Annotated in this window: 14 protein-coding genes and 1 pseudogene; 10 read left to right on the forward strand and 5 right to left on the reverse strand. The window is 42.2% G+C overall.

Annotated elements, in window-relative coordinates; genetic code table 11:
• The first annotated feature begins 63 nt into the window (after nt 1-63).
• The gene (gene nth / locus CWC29_RS12835; protein WP_128726761.1) at nt 64-696 is read left to right on the forward strand and encodes an endonuclease III; all 633 of its coding nucleotides are present in this window, start codon (nt 64-66) and stop codon (nt 694-696) included.
• A gap of 39 nt (nt 697-735) precedes the next feature.
• Here nth and CWC29_RS12840 read toward each other — a convergent pair whose 3' ends face one another.
• On the reverse strand, nt 736-2,946 hold the full coding sequence (locus CWC29_RS12840) for a hypothetical protein (RefSeq protein ID WP_128726762.1): 2,211 nt from the start codon (nt 2,944-2,946) through the stop codon (nt 736-738).
• Nucleotides 2,947-3,079: 133 nt separating this feature from the next.
• Between CWC29_RS12840 and CWC29_RS12845 the strand changes: the two are divergent.
• The 5 genes and pseudogenes from CWC29_RS12845 to CWC29_RS12865 all read left to right on the forward strand — a co-directional run.
• A pseudogene (locus tag CWC29_RS12845) lies at nt 3,080-3,345 on the forward strand (endonuclease III); the annotation flags it as partial.
• A 286-nt stretch (nt 3,346-3,631) separates the two neighbouring features.
• A complete protein-coding gene (locus CWC29_RS12850) occupies nt 3,632-5,536 on the forward strand; it encodes an aminotransferase class V-fold PLP-dependent enzyme (RefSeq protein WP_138522539.1) in 1,905 nt (634 codons plus the stop codon).
• Between the two features lie 210 nt (nt 5,537-5,746).
• Nucleotides 5,747-6,337, forward strand: coding sequence for a DUF2726 domain-containing protein (locus CWC29_RS12855; protein WP_010605979.1), 591 nt, complete (start codon nt 5,747-5,749; stop codon nt 6,335-6,337).
• A 108-nt stretch (nt 6,338-6,445) separates the two neighbouring features.
• Nucleotides 6,446-7,153, forward strand: coding sequence for a 5'-methylthioadenosine/S-adenosylhomocysteine nucleosidase (mtnN, locus tag CWC29_RS12860; RefSeq protein WP_017217969.1), 708 nt, complete (start codon nt 6,446-6,448; stop codon nt 7,151-7,153).
• Entirely contained in the window at nt 7,153-8,109 is a 957-nt protein-coding gene (locus CWC29_RS12865) for a cobalamin biosynthesis protein (protein ID WP_128726764.1), read from the forward strand. The genes mtnN and CWC29_RS12865 overlap by 1 nt, the downstream gene beginning before the upstream one ends.
• A gap of 62 nt (nt 8,110-8,171) precedes the next feature.
• Here CWC29_RS12865 and tyrS read toward each other — a convergent pair whose 3' ends face one another.
• Nucleotides 8,172-9,371: a tyrosine--tRNA ligase gene (gene tyrS / locus CWC29_RS12870; protein WP_017216498.1), complete on the reverse strand. Its 1,200-nt coding sequence runs from the start codon at nt 9,369-9,371 to the stop codon at nt 8,172-8,174.
• 151 nt (nt 9,372-9,522) lie between these two features.
• On the opposite strand from tyrS, the gene CWC29_RS12875 reads away from it, so the two are divergent.
• Nucleotides 9,523-10,863: a peptidoglycan DD-metalloendopeptidase family protein gene (locus CWC29_RS12875; protein WP_128726765.1), complete on the forward strand. Its 1,341-nt coding sequence runs from the start codon at nt 9,523-9,525 to the stop codon at nt 10,861-10,863.
• 49 nt (nt 10,864-10,912) lie between these two features.
• Here the strand turns inward: CWC29_RS12875 and CWC29_RS12880 are convergent, their stop codons facing one another.
• Entirely contained in the window at nt 10,913-12,226 is a 1,314-nt protein-coding gene (locus tag CWC29_RS12880) for a M20 metallopeptidase family protein (protein WP_128726766.1), read from the reverse strand.
• A gap of 128 nt (nt 12,227-12,354) precedes the next feature.
• Between CWC29_RS12880 and CWC29_RS12885 the strand changes: the two genes are divergently transcribed.
• Nucleotides 12,355-13,566 carry an HD-GYP domain-containing protein gene (locus CWC29_RS12885; protein WP_138522541.1) on the forward strand — a complete coding sequence of 404 codons (1,212 nt, stop codon included), beginning with the start codon at nt 12,355-12,357 and terminating at the stop codon, nt 13,564-13,566.
• 2 nt (nt 13,567-13,568) lie between these two features.
• On the opposite strand, the gene CWC29_RS12890 is transcribed toward CWC29_RS12885, so the two are convergent.
• Nucleotides 13,569-14,564, reverse strand: coding sequence for a general secretion pathway protein GspB (locus CWC29_RS12890; protein WP_138522542.1), 996 nt, complete (start codon nt 14,562-14,564; stop codon nt 13,569-13,571).
• A gap of 8 nt (nt 14,565-14,572) precedes the next feature.
• A complete protein-coding gene (locus tag CWC29_RS12895) occupies nt 14,573-15,487 on the reverse strand; it encodes an ExeA family protein (RefSeq protein ID WP_128726769.1) in 915 nt (304 codons plus the stop codon).
• Between the two features lie 90 nt (nt 15,488-15,577).
• On the opposite strand from CWC29_RS12895, the gene CWC29_RS12900 reads away from it, so the two are divergent.
• Together CWC29_RS12900 and CWC29_RS12905 are read left to right on the forward strand one after the other, a co-directional pair.
• A complete protein-coding gene (locus CWC29_RS12900; RefSeq protein WP_128726770.1) occupies nt 15,578-16,678 on the forward strand; it encodes a tRNA nucleotidyltransferase in 1,101 nt (366 codons plus the stop codon).
• Nucleotides 16,679-17,135: 457 nt separating this feature from the next.
• Nucleotides 17,136-20,099: a TonB-dependent receptor domain-containing protein gene (locus CWC29_RS12905; RefSeq protein WP_138522544.1), complete on the forward strand. Its 2,964-nt coding sequence runs from the start codon at nt 17,136-17,138 to the stop codon at nt 20,097-20,099.
• The last annotated feature ends 88 nt before the right edge of the window (nt 20,100-20,187 follow it).

Consider the following 20,187-nt stretch of genomic DNA (forward strand, 5'->3'; position numbering starts at 1 on the left):
TCACTATCGCTGCTTAATGAAATAACCGCATGCTACCGTCATTGAATTTAGCAAGTAAATCTTATGAATAAACAAAAACGTATAGAAATACTCACGCGACTCAGGGACGAAAATCCGCACCCTGAAACTGAGCTAGAATACTCGTCACCATTCGAGCTTTTAGTTGCCGTTACCCTCTCAGCACAAGCCACTGATGTTGGGGTAAACAAAGCGACACGCAAACTCTTCCCTGTTGCCAACACACCGGAAAAGATCCTTGAGCTTGGCCTTGAGGGCTTAAGAGACTATATCAAAACCATTGGTTTGTTTAATTCAAAAGCCAATAACGTCTATAAAATGTGTCAGATCCTCGTCGACAAACACGGCTCCGAAGTCCCCGAAAACCGTGAAGCACTAGAGGCACTACCAGGCGTGGGTCGCAAAACCGCCAACGTGGTACTAAACTGCGCCTTTGGCTGGCCGACTATCGCTGTAGACACCCACATCTTTCGCGTTTCTAACCGCACTAAGTTTGCCATGGGTAAAGATGTAGTGGCAGTCGAGCAAAAGCTAGAAAAGGTGGTACCAAAAGAGTTTAAAGTGGATGTCCACCACTGGCTTATTCTCCATGGCCGCTATGTGTGCACCGCGCGCAAACCTAAATGCGGTTCATGCCTCATTGAAGACTTGTGTGAGTTTAAAGAGAAGACTGATTAGTCTTCTCTTTTTATGGAGCTTTAATTTTTTAAAAAATAATTAATCTACCGCTTCAATTGGCCGATTAATTTTTTCATGAAAGTGACTAAGAGACCTCCCTCCTGTTTGAACTAAAATAAACTCACCTAACTTTGTTTTTATAATATAACCGTTTCCTAAATTTATAACCTCTGAAACGCCCTCTATTTGATTAATACCATTTGAAAAGTAATCTGCATCTAACTCTCTTTCGCTATCACGTTCATAATAGGTAGTGAGCTTACCTTCTTTATCCGTAATTAGCATGAAATTGTCTACTAGGTTTATATCTTTAACAGAGGGTAATGTCTTTGGATTATTTTGTGTAATAAGTAAAGCCGAACCGTCCTCTTTAACAACTACGCCATTAGAATGATCAGAAGGAACACTATACGCTATGTTATCAAAAGAAAACTCTGGGAACTGTTCAGGTAAGTATTCGCTCCAATAGCTATCTAAATAATGAATATTACCTTCAACATCCAACAGAACATACATCCAACTAATTTTAAGTAAGTCTTTTACCTTAATCTCAGTGTTTAGACTCGAAACATGGTAGGTTAAACCAGAACCTCTGATTGAAAAGCTACCATCTTTTTTTATCGCAAGAATAGCTTTTGAACCTAACGGACTGATAATACGGGCTACATTTTGTAAATCTCCAAAACCTGTAGCATATTCTCCATTTTCTAGTGTAGATAAAAACGGCTCATTACTACATGTCCAAATTTCTACATTATCTTGTTCATCAAATATTGCGACAGCATCGTACCCACCACCGCCAGCATAGCTAACGGCTTGAATCTTACTTACACCCGTTTTTTCTACTCGCTTATAACTATGTTGGTGCGAGCCTTTTTTATCCCACCAAAATCCGTCGATAACAAGAAGTCCAGAGTTGTAAAGCACTGCTGAAGTATTTGCAGAGCTGCTACAGTCATAAAGTGAATGCAAAACTTGTTTTACATCGTTAAGCTCTGTTTGGGATAATTGGGCTTTACTGTATTCAAAATTACCTGAATCATCGAGAGTGTTATCCCAAGTAATAATTTTTCCATCACTTGTTAAAACGTGCTCACCGTAGAAATCTAGCCAGTAACTTTTCACGTTATTTATTTTTTCTTTTATATCTTCAAAGCTACTTTCTTTTTCATGAGAATAAAATTCTCTGCCGTCACCATATTTAAAAAACTTCCCTTTAGTATCTTGAGCTAAAACCGTCCCCCATACATGTTTTCCATAATAAGCATTAACGAAGTCACTCTTGCCATCTTCCGGCTGTATTCCATGGCTACTATCAAAAATCAGCTCGCCGTTAGACATCAAAACATACTTATCTGATAGGTATATATTTCCACTGATTGGAGTCGGCTTGATAAAGTCAAATGAAGTTGTTTCACTAACAATGTTATCAATACTAGTCACCTTTGCTTTTATAGTGATTGGCTTATCAAAGTTATTTAAGTCTGGTGTAAACGACGTTCCAGTTGCAACCAACTTCTCGCCTATAAACCATTGCATTGATATTGTTTCTGACAGGCAATTATCACAGGTAAAATCCGCTAGGGTTGTCGTGTTTGGCGTATGTTTCCCTGTAAGTTCTAGCGACTCGACTTTGGTTTTGCGTGAAATAATCTCAGCCTGATAGGAAATTTCATCACTCATCACCTGATCAATACTTGGTACTTGAACCGTGATCACAACCGTCTTATCCAAATGCTCAAAATCAGGAGTAAATGAACTAGATTGACTCACAACAACATTATCAACTTCCCAGCGATAAATAGCTTTATCTTTCAAACAATCAACACACTCTATTATTGCGCTGGTACTTTGGTCTCTGATCAGTTCAGAGTTTAAGCTAATTTTTTCTATTTTAGTTTTACGTGAAATAACCTCAGCCTGATAGGAGACTTCATCACTCATCACCTGATCAATACTTGGTACTTGAACCGTGATCACAACCACCTTATCCAAATGCTCAAAATCAGGAGTAAATGAACTAGATTGACTCACTACAACATTATCAATTTCCCAGCGATAAATGGCCTTATCTTTCAAACAATCAACACACTCTATTATTGCGCTGGTACTTTGGCCTCTGACCAGTTCAGAGTTTAAGCTAATTTTTTCTATTTTAGTTGTAAGTTTAGGTTCATCCGAAGACGAGCTACCTCCACAAGCTACTAAAAGGAATGTGGTGATTAATATAATATATTTGAAAAGTTTCATATCTAAGAGTCCATTACAGTAAGTAAATAGTGTGCAAATCCGGTTTATATCTTCAAAGCGGCTTAGTGTATATTTTTATTAAAAAATTGACAATATTCATACAGTTAAAGCAGGTGATTACGAACTTAGTTATCTACTTTCCTTATACTTCGGCAAGCCGACTATTACTGTAGACACCCATATATTCCGCGTCTCCAACCGCACCAAGTTTGCTATGGATAAAAATGTGGTGGCAGTCGAGCAAAAGCTGGAGAAGGTTGTACCAAAAGAGTTCAAGGTAGATGTCCACCACTGGCTTATTCTCCATGGCCGCTATGTGCACACCGCGCGTAAACACCAAAGTGTGGTAGCTGTATTATTGAAGACTTATGTGAGTTTAAAGAGAAGACTGATAGTTAATCTTTGTTTTAGCATAAGCACAACTTTTATTTATGGGGATTGTTGCTACTTTTTTGTTTCGTTGAATTATCTGGAAACACAGATCGCTGCGTAAAGCATCTCCTAGACGCGATACATAACCTCTGGTGGGATCCGCTTTACGCGGAGGGCTTTTACTAAATCGCGATGTAAAATCGCCCTACATCCGTTTTACAATTTCTGGAACATTTTCAAAGTATTGATTTCACAAATCACTGCGCTTTCTTTATGCTAATGAAAGTCTTTAAATTTTAATGCGAATATCATTATGCTACCTGTCCTTCGTATCTTGTTAATAGAGCAAGAGCCGGCCGTATTACAAGCGCTCTCGAGCAATCTATCAAAAACGATCCCTAATTTTGAGCGAGAGGATGTTCAAATCGATATTATTGAATGCCTCGAACTTTCAAAAGCCTTGGAGCATGTCACTGAAGATGGTGATATTCAAGCTGTCGTGCTGAGTTGGGATGTGCACAACAAAAGTGGCGAGCAAACCTATAGTCGCTTTATCGAGCAATTAAAATGTATTCGTCTAGAATTACCGGTTTACGTTATTGGCGATGACACTAAAGGGCTTGAGATAGTCAACGAATCCGAGGAAATCGAATCTTTCTTCTTTAAAGATGAAGTTATCTCAGACCCTGAAGCCATTTTGGGATATATGATCAATGACTTTGATGACAGAGCCGAGACGCCATTTTGGACCGCGTATCGCAGTTATGTCGGCGAAGCGAACGACTCCTGGCATACTCCGGGTCACAGCGGCGGTTCGAGCTTTAGAAACTCTCCTTATATCAAAGATTTTTATCAATTCTATGGCCGTAATGTATTTGTCGGAGACTTGTCTGTATCGGTTGATTCGCTAGGTTCACTGTCAGACAGCACCAATACCATTGGCCGCGCTCAGGAATCTGCAGCGGCAACGTTTGAGGTTAAACGCACCTACTTTGTAACTAATGGATCGTCCACCTCGAATAAAATCATTTTGCAAACCCTACTTCGCAAAGGCGATAAGGTGATCATCGACCGCAACTGTCATAAGTCAGTGCACTACGGCATTTTGCAATCGGCCAGTTTCCCTATCTATTTATCGAGTATTTTAAATCCAAAATATGGCATATTCGCACCGCCCTCACTGGCTGATATCAAGCAAGCGATAGAACAAAATACCGATGCAAAACTACTGGTGCTCACAGGCTGTACCTATGATGGTTTGCTGAGCGACCTGAAACAAGTCGTAGAATTTGCCCATCAGCATGGCATCAAAGTCTTTATTGATGAAGCTTGGTTTGCTTACTCGCTATTTCACCCTAGCTTGCGCCATTATTCCGCCATTCATGCAGGTGCAGATTATGTCACTCATTCGGCGCATAAAGTCGTATCGGCATTTTCGCAGGCGTCTTATATCCATATTAACGACCCTGATTTTGATGCTGATTTTTTCCGTGAGATTTACAGTATCTACGCCAGCACCTCGCCCAAATACCAGCTTATTGCGTCTTTGGATGTGTGCCAAAAGCAGTTGGAGATGGAAGGCTATAAGTTACTCAATGCGCTGCTGAACCATGTTGCAGAGTTTAAACAGCAGATGTCCTCGCTCAAACATATTAAAGTGCTTGATAAGCAAGACTTTATGAACATATTCCCACATTTTAGTGGCGATAATATGGGGCATGATCCGCTTAAAATCCTCATCGATATTAGTGAACTACCGTACTCATTAAAGGATATTCATAAATTCCTGTTAGACGAAATTGGGCTGGAGATTGAGAAATACACCCACAGTACTATCTTAGTCTTACTAACCTTGGGTGGTACACGCTCAAAGATCATTCGCTTATACAATGCCTTAAAGAAACTTGATGGCGGCAAGATAAAACTATCGAAGTCAACGCGACGCTCGCGCTTGCCTGAGAATTTACCCGCAATTGACCTTGCTTGTATTCCTAGCGATGCCTTCTACGGTGAACGTGAATCTGTGCCTATTAGCAAGAGCAACAACCGTATTTGTGCAGGTTTAGTCACCCCGTATCCTCCGGGTATTCCGCTTTTGGTGCCGGGTCAACATATTACCCAAGAGCATATTGAATATCTCAAGGAACTGGCAGGGCAAGGATTGACCATTCAAGGTAGTTTTGATGGTGAGATCTACGTGCTGAAAGAAGACAAATAACGCGAGCTAATACCATTATCCAGTACTAGGCAGCCCTGCTGTAAGATATCGCTGCCTAGTATAAACAACTTAAAGCACTTTATTTTTCTCTCCATATCCCAAATACTTATTAACCGATTTAATGTTAACTACCCACTAATTCAAGCACTCTTTTGGCACAGCTATTGCTTATAAAATCACAGATGTCATTTTTTTGATTTGGAGTTTTGTATGGAATTTGCGTTGCTTGCTATTTTGGCTCTAGTGGTCGTTGCTTCCATTGTCGCTTCTAAGTACACCGATGTGGGTGGCAATCCTTATCCGTTTAATCGTAAAGAATCAGTTTTTACTACCGTTGAAGCATCGTTTCTACATTTATTAGAACGTGCTGTTGGCGATAGATATAAAATCGTAAGCCGCATTAAACTCATTGATGTGATTGAGTGCAAACCGGGGATCTCTCCAAAAGCACGTCGTGCCGCGGTAACTAAAGCTAAGAACAAACAGCTGGATTATGTCTTGGTAGATAAAGAGACACTGAAAATTGTTGCCGCTGTTGATTTAGTTAACAACGCCAATAAAAACGGCCATAAAGCACAAAAAGATTGGTTTGTCAGTGGCGCTCTGGAATCTGCGGGTATTCCACACATTCGCATGAAAATCAAAAGTGGCTACCAAAGTGCTGAGGTTCGTGCGGCAATCCTATTCAAGCTTGGCCAAAAAGTGGAGATGCCAAAGAAAACCAGAAATCGCACCTACAAACCTGCGGTACTGTCCCCTTCACAGGCAAAAGCACAGTCAACTCAGTTGGCAGAAATATAGCAAAACGGGCGTCAGCCCGTTTTTTGTTTTACCTATCAAAACCCCTTTCGTATAATAAAAGCAATTTTGACACTGGGGCTTTCCCCACCACAAATTAGGAATCTTTTGATGAAAGTAGGCATTATCGGCGCAATGGAGCAAGAAGTTACCATTTTGCGTAACACCATGGAAAACCCGCAAACATTGACCAAAGGTGGCTTTACTTTTTATACCGGCAAACTAGCTGGTCTTGACGTAACGCTTGTACAGTCTGGCATTGGTAAAGTGGCAGCAACAGTTGCGACAACTTTGCTTATCGACAACTTTGCGCCAGATTGCGTGATCAACACGGGTTCTGCTGGTGGTTTTGAGCCTTCACTAAACGTCGGCGATGTGGTTATTTCAAATGAAGTACGTCATCACGATGTTGATGTTACTGCATTTGGCTATGAAATTGGTCAAGTTCCACAAATGCCTGCTGCGTTCACTTCGCATGCAAAATTAGTTGAGGCAGCAGAGCAAAGCGTACATGAACTTGAAGGCATTCAAACTATGGTTGGCTTGATCTGTACGGGTGACTCATTTATGTGCGATCCGGTACGCATCGACAAGGCGCGTGCAGACTTCCCTACTATGTTAGCAGTAGAAATGGAAGGCGCAGCAATTGCGCAGGCTTGTCATTCTCTAAACACGCCATTTGTTGTGATCCGCTCGCTATCTGATATCGCCGGCAAAGAATCACCGCAATCATTCGAGGAGTATCTAGAAGTCGCTTCGGTTAACTCTTCTAAAATGGTGATGGCACTACTTAATAAGCTGGATAAGGTTACGCTTTAGTGCTCGACAGCTTGCTTCAGGCCCATGAGGGCCTGATCATTTTCTTACTGGCGATTTTTGCCAGCCTAGGGGTAAGGTTATCAACACTTTATCACCCTAATCTTATTCTTAGCCTTGTTTTTAAAGCCATTGCCGAAAGAGTTTATCGCCCCAAAGCGGCTTCTAGTTATCAACTATTATCAGGCACACTGGGATTCTTCCTCCCTATATTAACCATCACCGTATTAACTTATGCGATTATTAGCTTTGCTTTTTATCCTAATTGGCTCGGTGGGCTGGTGTTGTTTTTATGCTTAGATATTAGCCATGAAAGCCGTGCTAAGCGTATTTCCGCGCTGATAAAATCAAAGCAAAAAGTAACCGCAAGAGCGGTGTTGCAAGGAATGGTAGCAAGAGATGTCGAGAAGCTAACAGAGCTTGGTATTTGTAAAGCCGCCATAGATAGCACCGCATTAAATACCCTGCGCCATTTTTTTGTCATTGCTGTACTGTATCTAGCAGCAGGCCCCTATCTCGCGCTATTTTATAAGCTATTACTGCTATGCGACCATGCATGGCGGCAAGTAATGCCCCCCTCAACCCGTTTTATGGCAAGCCTTTCCCGCGTAATTTGGCTTATAGAGTTTATGCCTATTCGGTTGTTAATTACCTGCTTTTCGTTGCTACTTAGACCGAAGCAAACTTGGCACTACATTAAATACTACGGCCGTCACTTTAGCCAAACAAATACGGGATGGGCACTGAGCTTTTTTGCCGCAAATTTACATACGCAGCTCGCAGGGCCACGTTTTTATTTTGGCGAACGTTATGATGTGATGCGGGTGGGTGCAAAAGCGCAGCCCTCTGCTGAACATATTCAGCATTTGCTTGGACTACTCAATCAAATGCGCTGGCTATTTATTGCCACTTCCGCCTTACTACTCGTGATTATAAATTTTGCTAGCTTAATGTTGTAACAACCACAAAAAAGGCCAGTAAAGCACTGACCTCTTCGGCTATAACAAGTAGATTAGCTTGTTTAGTTTACTGTTACTTTCGCAAACTTACGCTTGCCTACTTGATAGATTTCGCAAGAACCTTTAGTAACTTCTAATTTGGTATCCGTTACTTTGTCTTCGCCGTTAAGTTTTACTGCGCCTTGCTTGATCATGCGCATCGCCTCTGAAGTACTTGCCACTAAGCCAGCTTCTTTGAGCAAATTAGTGATAAACGTGCTTTCACCCTCAATAGTTACAGTGACTTCAGGGATTTCATCAGGTAAAGCATTTTTTTGGAAACGCTTGATAAAGTCTTGATGTGCCGCTTCAGCGTCAGCTTCACTGTGGAATCGAGCAATCATTTCTTTTGCAAATTCAATTTTAATGTCACGAGGATTACGGCCGCCCGCCACTTCTTCTTTAAGTGCGGCGATATCATCCAGTGTTTTCGCACTTAGTAATTCGTAGTAACGCCACATTAAATCATCAGAAATCGACATCACTTTACCAAACATGTCGTTTGGCGCGTCAGTAATACCGATGTAGTTACCTAATGACTTAGACATTTTCTGTACGCCGTCGGTGCCTTCAAGTAGTGGCATCATCAGTACTGTTTGCGGCTTTTGCCCTTCGTCTTTTTGTAGCTCACGACCCATTAATAGGTTAAAGCGCTGATCGGTACCACCGAGCTCAACATCCGCCTCTAATGCAACCGAGTCCCAACCTTGAACCAGTGGGTATAAGAACTCGTGGATTGCGATTGCTTGGCCATTTGCATAACGCTTTTTAAAGTCGTCGCGCTCAAGCATACGTGCCACAGTTTGACGTGCAGCAAGCTTGATCATACCGGCTGTGCCTAGCTTTTCCATCCACTCTGAGTTGAATGCAACTGTGGTTTTGGCAGGATCAAGGATTTTGAAAACCTGTTCTTTGTATGTTTCTGCATTTGCCAGTACATCTTCACGAGTGAGTGGCTTACGAGTTACATTTTTGCCCGTTGGGTCGCCAATCATACCGGTGAAATCACCAATCAAGAAAATCACCTCATGACCTAAGTCTTGAAAGGTTTTCATTTTATTGATTAGCACCGTGTGTCCTAAATGCAAATCAGGCGCTGTTGGATCGAAACCCGCTTTAATACGTAGTTTTTTACCTGACTTCAGCTTTTCTTTTAATTCATCCTGCAACAGAATTTCTTCTGCACCACGGCTAATCTCTGCAAATGCAGTTTCTAAATCCACAATTCTCACTCCAACAGCTATAACTTGTAATCGCTCGATTCTAGCCTATATTTATCCGAGTTTAAATGCACAAAACGCTGGTATTACGGGTTTATTACGTATATCCTGCAATATTATCTACAATAATTCTTGACAGCAGAAAAGGCGCATTATGGTTCATGTGGTTCATAAGCTCCCCAAAAAGCACAAAGTGCTCATCATCGGCTTCCTATCTGCGATGGTCGGAATTGCCCTGATCCCCTCTGAAAAAGCAACGGCTTCAAAAGACAATGACGGAAAAGCTTTAGAAGTTGGGAAACGTTATGAGTTGCCAGTAAAAATATCAGAAAAAACAGAGCAACTTACTGAATTAGATGCAGCGCCAGCCATCACGCCTGAGTCTGCCCCTAAACAACCTGTATTTGAATTTAAAGACCACAAAGTTAAGTCTGGTGACAGTCTAGCCGTGATTTTTAAACGCGCAGGTTATTCTGCCAAAACGTTACACAATCTGGTCAATACCAACGCAGAAACCCGCAAGCTGACTAAAATCCACCCGGGAGAAGTGCTTAGCTTTGCTAGCAATGATGGTGGTGAATTAGCTCAATTAAAATACATCTTGTCAAAAACGGACACCTTATTGGTGACCTTAAACGACGAGGGTAGCTACGAAACTAAAATCGAAAGTAAAGAAATCGAAACTCGCGAAAAATCAGCAGGTGGCGAGATCAGCTCCAGCTTCTGGAGCGCAGGTATTTCAGCCGGTCTTAGCGAACGTCAAATAATGAACTTTGCCGATATTTTTGGTTGGGATGTCGACTTTGCAAACGATATTCGTAAGGGCGACTCTTTCGCATTAGTGTTTGAAAAGCACTATGTAGACGGTGAAGAAATCGGTAATGGCAAAATTATTGCAGCCGAATTTATCAACCAAGGCGAGCGCTACAGTGCGGTTCGTCATACTGATGATGAGTTCTATACCCCTGAAGGCCGCAGCATGAAAAAAGCCTTCTTAAGAGCACCGGTTAACTTCAAATATATCAGCTCCAGCTTTAATCCGCGTCGCCTTCACCCTGTGACTGGTCGGGTGTCGTCTCACAATGGTATAGACTATGCGGCACGCGTAGGCACACCGGTGGTTTCCTCAGGTAACGGTAAAGTACTTAAGTCTGGCTACAATAGGCTCAATGGTAACTATGTATTTATTCAGCACGGTAGCAAGTATGTGACCAAGTACTTACACCTGAATAAACGTGCCGTGAAAACAGGTCAAAAAGTGAAGCAAGGACAAAAAATTGGTACCGTCGGTGCAACCGGCCGTGTGACGGGTCCTCATCTTCATTATGAGTTTTTAGTAAACGGTGTACACCGTAACCCTAAAACGGTAAAACTGCCGAAGTCTGAACCATTACCTCAGTCTGAGCTCGCTAAGTTCAAACCCATTGCGGATGCAATGCTGGTAAAACTAGAGCGTAATAGAGAGTTAATGCTTGCAGCAGCAAACAAAGACTAAAAACTAAAAAAGGTAGCCGCGGCTACCTTTTTACTATGCTAGCTAAAGTTTATTTTTGATTAAATAAAGCAAGTGCACTATTGGTCATTGCTCTTACTCCTGTCGCGATGGCGATAGGATAATCCGGCGCAAATTTACTAGAGTGTAATGAAGGTAAAGGCTCACCGCTTTTTTGTGCCGCATCGAATACCGCTTGATTAACCCCCCCTAGCCAAAAAATGGTAATTGGAACATTGTCATCAGTACGGCCATATAAGCCAAAATCTTCACCAGCCATCACCGGCTGAGATTGTTCAACATTTTCTGCACCAATTTCCTGCTTAATGGCGCTAGTTACAAATTCAGCCAACTCAGGGTTATTATACGTAGATGGAATGCTTTCGCTTTCATGAACAATAACCTCAGGTACAAGACTGTCTTCCAACCCTGCACTTTTTGCTATACCTGCTGTCAGGCGTTTGATAGCCGCAATTTGTTGCTCACGCACATCTGGATTATAAGAGCGTAGAGTCAGTTGTAGCTTGACTTCATTTGAAATGATGTTGTGCTTAGAGCCACCGTGAATAGAGCCTACCGTGATCACTGACGGTTCTAACGGAGAGATCTCTCGTGATGTAATGGTCTGCAGCCCCAAAACAATCCGCGATGCCAGTACTACAGGGTCGATGGTAGTATGTGGGTAGGCTCCATGTCCTCCTTTACCCTTAACGATAATGTCAACTGAGTCAACATTAGCCAATGCATAGCCAGGTGCAATCGCCACTTTACCGGCAGGAACGGCCGCGCTTACATGCAAACCAAGCACATGATCAGGTTTAGCAAACTGAGTATACAACCCTTCCTTTAACATCGCTTTTGCGCCGCCTCCCACTTCTTCAGCGGGCTGAGCAACGAGCATCAATGTACCTTGCCACTTTTCCTTATTAGTCATTAGCTGTTTTGCTGTACCGACTAGGCTGGTCATATGAATATCATGACCACAACCGTGCATCACACCGACTTCATTCCCCGCATCATCTTTCACTTTTACTTTTGACGCGTATGGCTTTCCTGTTTCTTCAATAATTGGCAAACCATCAGTGTCGGCTCGGATCATCACAGTTGGACCATCACCATTTTTCAGCATGCCAACAACACCAAAACCACCCACATTTTCAGTCACGTCATAACCTAGCCTGCGCATTTCATCCGCCAAACGCCCTGCTGTTTTTTCTTCTTTATAAGAGAGCTCAGGGTTTTGATGTAAATGTAGGTACAAAGATTCAAGTTCAGGCATAGACTCTGCAACTTGTTGTTTCAAATTAGCAGTTGCATGCCAAGATAAAGTGGCAATGAGACCTAATGCCAAGGGAGATAAGCGCATAAGTGAGACTCCTTTTTGTTTCTTTCAGGATGCGGGTTTCTTGGGGGAAAATCAATCATATTTACGCTTTAGTTCTTTCTATTTGACCAAGCTTTGCTACGCTTAAAGACACAACCAAAGGAACCACCATGCCAGAGATTAATATTAATATCAGTGAGTTAGAGCCAGGTATGTTTGTTGTCGGTGTGACCAAACAGACAGGCTCAGTTGCGATTAAAACCAAGGGCTGGGTGAGAACGAAAGCAAGCATTACAAAGCTACAAAAGAGTGGTGTTTTAGAGGTAACGGTCGACCCCAGCAAACGCCTTTCAGAGCACGATCCTCATGACGAACCACCTCATGATGACCATATAGAAGAGCCACATAAACCAGACCATGACCCTTGGCAAACCAAGTGTAGTGTCGACGCAGAAATGCAACACGCAGTGACACTTTACGACGAAGCAAAAGCAATTCAAAGCAAAGCGTTTGCAGATATTAAAGCGGGTAAAGCGATAGAAATAGAGGCTTTTAAAGCAACAGCGAACGGCTTTATTGACTCCGTATTTCGCAATCAAGATGCGCTTTCCTGCATTGCTCGGATCAGGGAAAAAGACGCCTATTTATTGGAGCATTCTATTAATGTTTCTATCTTAATGGCTATTTTCTGTAAGCACCTTGGTTACTCAAGAGAATTAACCGAAGAGATGACCACAGGAGCACTTCTTCATGACATTGGTAAGATAGAAATTCCCGACAATATTTTACATAAGCCTGGAAAGTTGAGCTTAGATGAATACGGCATTATGAAATCACACGCAAAATATAGCTTTGATATTGTGCTCAATGCAGGTCTAGGACGAGTTGCATGCGAAATTGCGGGCTATCACCACGAGCGCCTAGATGGCACCGGGTATCCTTATGGCAAAACCGCGGACGAACTACCACAGCATGTCAGAATGGCCGCTATTGTGGATGTTTATGATGCATTGACCGCCGAGCGCGTCTATAAAGAGGGCATGACACCAATTAAAGCTTTTAAGTTAATGCGTGAAGGCTGCCCTCACCATTTTGACGAACAACTACTAAGCCGGTTTATTGCTTGCATTGGCGTATACCCTGTGGGCACCTTAGTAAAACTCACTAGTGGTAAGGTCGGTGTTATTGCCCAAAGTAACCCCAAAACGCCTTTAAAGCCTGTCGTGAAAGTATTTTATCACGCTAAGCACATGCATTACATTGAAGTTCAAGATATCGATTTAAGCGCGAAAAAAGTAAGCGATGAGCTAGAGTCAGCGATCAAGCCTGAAGAATTCAAGCTTGATCTTATCCGGTTTTTTAAACACTCAATGCTGCCTTGATATTAAGGCAGCCAGTCCTCCATTGCCTCGAGACTGAATTCAATGCCGTCGAAATCAAAACGTGTTTGCTCCGGTGTAATTTCTACAACGGTTAAAGCCCCTAAACTATCTCCCTCGTATAAAGGTCTATTGTTGATTTTTATCCACCTTTCATGAGAGTCAGTAGCATAAATATGCGCTTGATACCGCAAGCTTGGAATACTATTTTGCAATTGAGCAGGCAACAGCGCGATGGGTGTAGCAGAAGCCGAATCTTTGGTGGTAGATAACACTTCAGGTTCTTCATGCGGTGCGGTTTCCTTCACCGCCTCGGCAAACGCTTTTTTCAGCTCCTCCGATACCCCGGCAAGTTCATCATCTTGCTGTTTTGGTTTAGCACCAAATACGCGATAGCCGGCATACTCACCTGCCGTTTGAATTTCTCCAGGGGATGAATCTTGAATAACTTGAGTTGTTTGCACTGTATTTTGAGTCGGATGTGGCACGACTGAAGCCGCCTTAACAGATCCCACAGGGACTAATTGTTGTTGATATAAAGGTTTACCTTGATTATCAACGCCAATTTGCACAGATACCCACTGAAAGTGCTGCTCAGGCTCAGCTGCTTTTGTTTCTGGATTTGAGTTAAGATTAATATTGCTGTTTTGCGCTTGGTCAATAGTAGGTGTACTTACCTCTTGACTGGCAATATGGGCATTTTGCGCTTGCTGGTTTTCCGCAACCGGTTGCTCCGGTGTAAGTGTAGCTGAAAGCGCTATCTTACTTTCACTTGTAGGCTCAACTTCTGAAGTCAGTTGTAACTGTGCTTTTTCTGAAGTAGTGATCTTACCTATATAGTAACCAGCACCAAGTGATACTAAAGATAAAATACCTGCACCAGCATAGATGACGAGCTTCTTATAAAAAATGAGCTGGGCGTCTTGGCGTTGACTCAAATAGTCCTGTTCAGCATCTGCGCCTTGTTGCGACTGTTTCATTGCACTTGTTAAATACGACATGTTTCCCTCTACACCAATTTTGCCAAGCCAAAGCCTGCAACAAATAACACACCAAGCCAAGCTGTAAAAAATAGTGGCACTCGACTCTTTTCTTGTCTTGCTACTGGTACTAAATTAGTGGGTAGCGCCTCCTTTGCAGCTTGAACAGCAATTGCCTTTGTTACCTGAGTTTGTGAGGCCGAGTACGCTCCCAATAAACACCTGTCGGCCAGCAAATTTATTAATCTTGGGATCCCTGCTGTCACTTGATGTACATAGGCTACCGCATCATGGTGAAACAAAGCTTGCTGACAACCGGCTTTTTGCAATCGGTGCTGTATATAAGCAAACACTTGTGATTCGCTAAGTGGTAACAAGTGGTAACGCGCAGTGATCCTTTGTGCCAATTGACGCAGCTCGTTACGCTGTAACAAATGCTGTAGCTCAGGCTGACCTACTAATACTATCTGGAGCAATTTTTTATGATCTGTTTCCAAGTTTGTCAGCAGTCTTAGCTGCTCTAACACTTCTGGTGCTAAATGCTGAGCTTCATCAATGATCAGCATAGTATGCCCACCGCTGTGGTGGTTCTCTAATAACCTATGCTTTATGACATCAGTGAGTGATTTTAACGTCGCATTACTGTTGTCATAATTGATCCCCAACTCGTCACAAATCGTCGCAAGCAATTCAAGCTCCGATAGCGATGGATTAAGAATAAATGCGACTTGTGTCGATTCTGGCAATTGAGCCAACATACTCCGTGTGACTGTTGTTTTACCCGTACCCACTTCACCAGTTAGTAGTACAAAACCACCCGCGTCACCCAACCCATAGGTTAAATGTGCAAGTGCTTCCTTGTGACGTTCGCTAAGGAATAAAAATTCAGGATTTGGCGCAATCGAGAAGGGTTTTTCAGTTAAACCAAAATAGCGTAAATACACGACTTGTCTCTTTATTGTTATGATGCGCTCTATAATGGCAAAATCCGGTTCAAGATAAAACCTCGAATCGCAGAAAATGGAAAATTGCAAATGAAAATCTATCTCGTCGGCGGTGCAGTTAGAGACGAACTGCTAGGACGACCAATAAAAGAAAGAGATTATGTGGTGGTTGGCAGCACACCTGAGCAAATGAGCGAGCTTGGCTATCAGCAAGTCGGCAGCGACTTTCCCGTATTCTTACATCCTATCACCAAAGACGAACATGCTCTTGCTCGAACAGAGCGTAAAAGCGGTCAAGGATATACCGGATTTATTTGTGACTTCGGCCCTGAGATCACACTGGAAGAAGATTTACTTCGCCGAGATCTTACCGTTAATGCAATAGCTAAAGATGATGATGGTTCACTAATCGATCCTTATGGCGGTCAAAAAGATTTAGAAAGCAGAATATTACGCCATGTGAGCAAAGCGTTTAGTGAAGATCCACTTCGAGTGCTGCGAGTAGCTCGGTTTGCTGCTCGTTATCAAGATTATAATTTCACAATAGCTACAGAAACTTGGCAGCTGATGAGAACTATGGTTGCTCATGGCGAGTTACAAACCCTAACAAGAGAACGTATTTGGTTAGAAATAGAGAAAACAATACAAGATAACGGTCTGGGGCACTTTCTAGATACTATTTCAACGCTAGGTGCGCTTAAGTTGGTTGCTCCTTATATTCTAGCGTGGGATAAAACGGTATACAGGAAATTTCAAAACGCACTCTCGAAACTTGAAGGAAACAATGAATTTGATGTTTTCGCCCAGTTTAGCCTTGCTGTTTTTTACTCAGGTGCCACCTTGTCATCTCTAGATGAAGCAAAACAATTTAAGGTTCCTAATCTTTATATTGAATGTAGTAAGGAATTACTTTCAAATATAACCTTGTTACACAAAGACAATAAAGCAGCAGAAGATTGGCTCAATATTTTACAAAATATTGATGCATGGCGCAGACCACACAAGCTAGCGCGATTTTGTTATATTTGTAGCAAGGTAAGTGATAAATTAAGCGTGCTTTGTGACAAACTTAATCAGAACTTTTTAGCAACTAGCAACATTGATGTACAAGAGATAATAGCCGAAGGATACCAAGGCCAAACAATCCAAGAACAATTAAAGTTGCGTCGCTTAAAAGCTATACGAGTTTAGTCCGAACGAGTTAAAAGGTAGGCTACTCTTTAGCCTATCTCAAAAAGTTCCCCACAAAATAAAGCCAAAAATGCTAAATGAGCACTTTTTACACACCACAAATTACACTCAAGTTACAAACCTGGCTACAAATCGGTTCAAATTTAGTACCAAAACTTGTACCAACCCAATCAAAGATAAAATAATTGTTTCTAAATTACTAACAAGCATTGTAAGCACTTACTCACCGTAAAAAATACATTACACAACAACAAATGATAAGCAATTGATTTTAAAATAAAAAATCAAATTAAACACACTAAAATCACAGATTAAACGTTCTATACACACCTTCAACATCATCACAAAATCCATATTTAACAATTGTTTATGGTAAAAACTCAGCACCTATATTGCGGAACGCCTGTTTTGAGAATGAACAGGGCTATCGCTATAAACAAAGTAAATAAGGGTCAAAATGTTGAAGAAGTTAAATCTAGTTACTGCCAGCATCCAAATGGCGCTAATCGCCGGAGCGGTAAGTAGTTCGGTAGCTGTTGCTAATGAACAGACGGAAACCAAATCAGTTGAACGTATTCAAGTTACTGGTTCTCGTATCAAGCGCTTTAACCTAACGTCTCCTACTCCTGTTACCGTAATCGGTGGCGTAGAGCTTGAAAACCAAGGTATTACAAACGTAAACGACCTTTTAGCTGAAATGCCTCAAGCAACAGTTGGTTTATCTCCAGAAAACACAACTAGCTTTATTTATGCTTCGGGCTTGAATACTACTGACCTACGTGGTTTAGGTTCTGAGCGTACATTAGTACTAGTTAACGGTCGTCGCTTTGTGCCAGGTTCCGTTGGTGATACAGCCGTAGATTTAAACAACATTCCTACTAGCATTATTGAGCGCGTTGAAATTGCAACTGGTGGTGCAGCGGCGGTATATGGTGCCGACGCTGTTGCTGGTGTTGTAAACATCATCACTAAAAAGTCATTCGATGGCATAGAAGTTGATATCTCGACTGTAAAGCCTGAGCAAAAAGGCGGGGAAGACCACACATTCTCAATTACCGGTGGCCAAGAACTAGATAAGCTATCGTTCATTGCATCGTTGAACTACACAAAGAACGAAAGTTACGCAAAATTAGACCGCGATTTCTACAGAAATTCAATGCGCTCTATTGCTAACCCAGCTGATACAGGAAGTAAAGACGGTATTCCAGGTAATATCGCACTAAACGGTCAAACTGCCCTTGCTCGCTACTCTGAAAAAGGTGACTTCTTTGCTATCGCTCCTGGTGCAGATAAGACCCGCGATGTGTATTTAAATGACCACTTTGCCTTCCAAGAAGATGGCTCGTTGCAGCCATTTAACTATGGTCTAGGTTTAATCCCTGATCCAAACCCTAAAATTTCAGAGCTTGCTGCAGGTCGCTACTTCCATGACGAATATAACATGGGTGACGGTGTATTCACGCAAGGCGCAAAAAGCTATTTCAGAACCCCGCTAGAGCGTGTTATTGCTTCTACCTACGGTACATACGAGATCAATCATGATCACGCATTAACCTTCGACGCTACTTGGTCAAAAACAGAGTCAACAACTCAAAGTGGCCCTGCGTTCTTCGCTTATAAAATTCACCGTGATAATGCGTTTGTCAGTGACGAAATGGGCAAAATCATGGATGATGTTACCTACACAGATAAAGACGGTAACTTGGTGGAGGGTATTGATAGCGTTACATTATATCAAGCAAACTCAAACCTTTGGGGTGACCGTAATTACGAGCAGGAGCGCGAAGTATTCCGTTCATCTATTGGTCTTGAAGGCATCATTAATGATGACTGGGGTTACAGCACTTACTTCCAGTTTGGCCGCGTAGAGCAAGATACTACATGGACAGGCGAAGTGCTTGAGCAAAACCTACTAAGCGCGGTTGATGCAACAGTGATCAATGGTCAAACGGTATGTGCTAAGCGTAACAGCGAAGGTGACATCATTGGTCAAATCGATGGCTGTGTACCGTTTAATCCGATGGGGGCGACTTCGGCAACCGCAGAGCAAATGGGTTATATTTCAACCGTTGCCACTCGTTTTGCAAGACATGACCAAGCTGTTTTTGCAGCAACCGTTGACGGTGTACTATTCGAACTACCAGCAGGATATGTAAGCGCAGCATTCACAGCTGAACATCGCCGTGAAGTGGCTGAAAAGACACCATCTGAGAACATGGCAAAAGGCCTGATCTTCGGTAACTCAAGCTTGCCTATGCATGGTGAAATTGAAGTCGATGAACTGTCGATGGAGCTTTCTGTTCCAATTCTTGTTGACGAGTTCCTTGCGTTAGATTTGACCTTCGAAGGCGCTTATCGTTACATGGATTACTCTGTAACAGGCGAAGATGATGCATGGAAACTTGCACTAAACTGGGGCGTAACAGAAGAACTAAGATTACGTGTAAACCGCTCAAAATCTGTTAGAGCACCAAGTTTAGGCGATCTGTTTGCACCTGCATCAACTCAGTTCAGTTCTGGCCGTGCTGATATTTGTCGTGCAGACAGTATCAAAAAGCTAAGCGATAGCTACGAGTATAAGAAAAATATCATTAAAAACTGTCAAGCAGCTGGTTTACCTGAAGGTTGGATGCCATCTTCAGAGTGGCTGGCTGGTGGTAGTCTAGAAGGTTCAATTGTTGGTAACACTGAGCTTAAGAACGAAGTTTCTAACGACTTAACAGTTGGTCTTATCTATACTCCTGAATTTATTGAAGGCCTTGACTTTACAGTCGACTACTGGTCATTTGAAATAGATGGAGCAATTCAATATTTTGATCGTAAAAATACTGTAGAAAACTGCTACGAAAGCGAGTCACTTGACAACCTATTTTGTAAAAACGTAATACGTGGTGAAAACGGTGATATCGAACACTTCTATCAGCGCCCAATTAACTCAGCACAAATCGTTAAAAAAGGTTACGACTTTGAGTCAGCATACCGATTCGACGCGATGAATGGTGAAATGGCGCTGAAATTAGCTGCAACATACATTGCAAAAGATACCCAAAACTCAACTGGCTTAGCCAACGACCTGCGTAGTTTCACAGGACTTACTGACGACTCTCCACGTTGGAAAGGTCGTTTCACTGCAGTATATTCGCAAGATGAGTCAGTTTACGCGCTAACCGTGAACTATCGTCATAGCACTGTTGATGACAAAGGTTGGACAATTGAAGCCAACAACTTTAACGAAGTGCCTTCTTATACCACGGTAGACTTTATGTATAAGTCTTATGTGCTAGAAGACCTACAACTTCGTTTAGGCGTTAGCAACCTATTTGATAAAGAGCCACCTCGTACGCCTGAGACGTTTGACTCTGGCGAATTTTATGACGTAAATGGACGCAGATTCTCTTTGGGTCTGAAGTATAACTTCTAAGCCTATTTAGCATAATGTTCCTAAAGCCTCCAGCCGGAGGCTTTTATTTTTACCCCTTTTATCGTATTTTCAGCGCAATTGAGCAAAC

Origin of the sequence: Pseudoalteromonas galatheae, assembly GCF_005886105.2 — a bacterium.
Lineage (GTDB): Bacteria > Pseudomonadota > Gammaproteobacteria > Enterobacterales > Alteromonadaceae > Pseudoalteromonas > Pseudoalteromonas galatheae.

Bases quoted from the DNA above. Each gene is read 5' to 3' on its own strand.
- nth (WP_128726761.1), top strand. From the start codon at position 64: ATGAATAAACAAAAACGTATAGAAATACTCACGCGACTCAGGGACGAA.
- CWC29_RS12840 (WP_128726762.1), bottom strand. From the start codon at position 2,946: ATGAAACTTTTCAAATATATTATATTAATCACCACATTCCTTTTAGTA.
- CWC29_RS12850 (WP_138522539.1), top strand. From the start codon at position 3,632: ATGCTACCTGTCCTTCGTATCTTGTTAATAGAGCAAGAGCCGGCCGTA.
- CWC29_RS12855 (WP_010605979.1), top strand. From the start codon at position 5,747: ATGGAATTTGCGTTGCTTGCTATTTTGGCTCTAGTGGTCGTTGCTTCC.
- mtnN (WP_017217969.1), top strand. From the start codon at position 6,446: ATGAAAGTAGGCATTATCGGCGCAATGGAGCAAGAAGTTACCATTTTG.
- CWC29_RS12875 (WP_128726765.1), top strand. From the start codon at position 9,523: ATGGTTCATGTGGTTCATAAGCTCCCCAAAAAGCACAAAGTGCTCATC.
- CWC29_RS12880 (WP_128726766.1), bottom strand. From the start codon at position 12,226: ATGCGCTTATCTCCCTTGGCATTAGGTCTCATTGCCACTTTATCTTGG.
- CWC29_RS12885 (WP_138522541.1), top strand. From the start codon at position 12,355: ATGCCAGAGATTAATATTAATATCAGTGAGTTAGAGCCAGGTATGTTT.
- CWC29_RS12890 (WP_138522542.1), bottom strand. From the start codon at position 14,564: ATGTCGTATTTAACAAGTGCAATGAAACAGTCGCAACAAGGCGCAGAT.
- CWC29_RS12900 (WP_128726770.1), top strand. From the start codon at position 15,578: ATGAAAATCTATCTCGTCGGCGGTGCAGTTAGAGACGAACTGCTAGGA.
- CWC29_RS12905 (WP_138522544.1), top strand. From the start codon at position 17,136: ATGTTGAAGAAGTTAAATCTAGTTACTGCCAGCATCCAAATGGCGCTA.